The organism is Photorhabdus sp. RM96S (assembly GCF_042879335.1).
Taxonomy (GTDB): Bacteria; Pseudomonadota; Gammaproteobacteria; order Enterobacterales; family Enterobacteriaceae; genus Photorhabdus; species Photorhabdus kayaii.
Genome location: NZ_JBHFKT010000197.1, coordinates 1 through 409, shown reverse-complemented (window position 1 = coordinate 409; position 409 = coordinate 1). Strand labels below are relative to the sequence as shown.

1 tRNA gene and 1 rRNA gene are annotated in these 409 nt (G+C 48.4%); both read right to left on the bottom strand.

What is annotated here, in order from left to right:
• Positions 1–187: 187 nt before the first annotated feature.
• A tRNA-Glu gene (locus ACGF49_RS24950) sits at positions 188–263 on the bottom strand.
• 82 nt (positions 264–345) lie between these two features.
• Positions 346–409, bottom strand: a 16S ribosomal RNA gene (locus ACGF49_RS24945); the annotation flags it as partial.

Sequence of the window (409 nt, the reverse complement as noted above, 5' to 3'; positions counted from 1 at the left end):
TCACAACCCGAAAGTGTCTCGAATTGTTCAGCTTGAGAGACTCTTCACTCATATCCCAAGGATATCAGTGAGAATTTCAATTTTTCAGCTTGTTCCAGATTGTTAAAGAGCTTATATCGCTAAACAGACTCGCTTAAATCCGCTTAAAGATAACCTGACGACGCCTTTCACCCGTCATCATGCAATATGGCGTCCCCTAGGGGATTCGAACCCCTGTTACCGCCGTGAAAGGGCGGTGTCCTAGGCCTCTAGACGAAGGGGACACGCCGGTCAGCTTCGCAGACTCATTTGCACTCTACTTTCATCAGACAATCTGTGTGAGCACTGCACTTAACCTATCTCAGGTAAGGAGGTGATCCAACCGCAGGTTCCCCTACGGTTACCTTGTTACGACTTCACCCCAGTCATG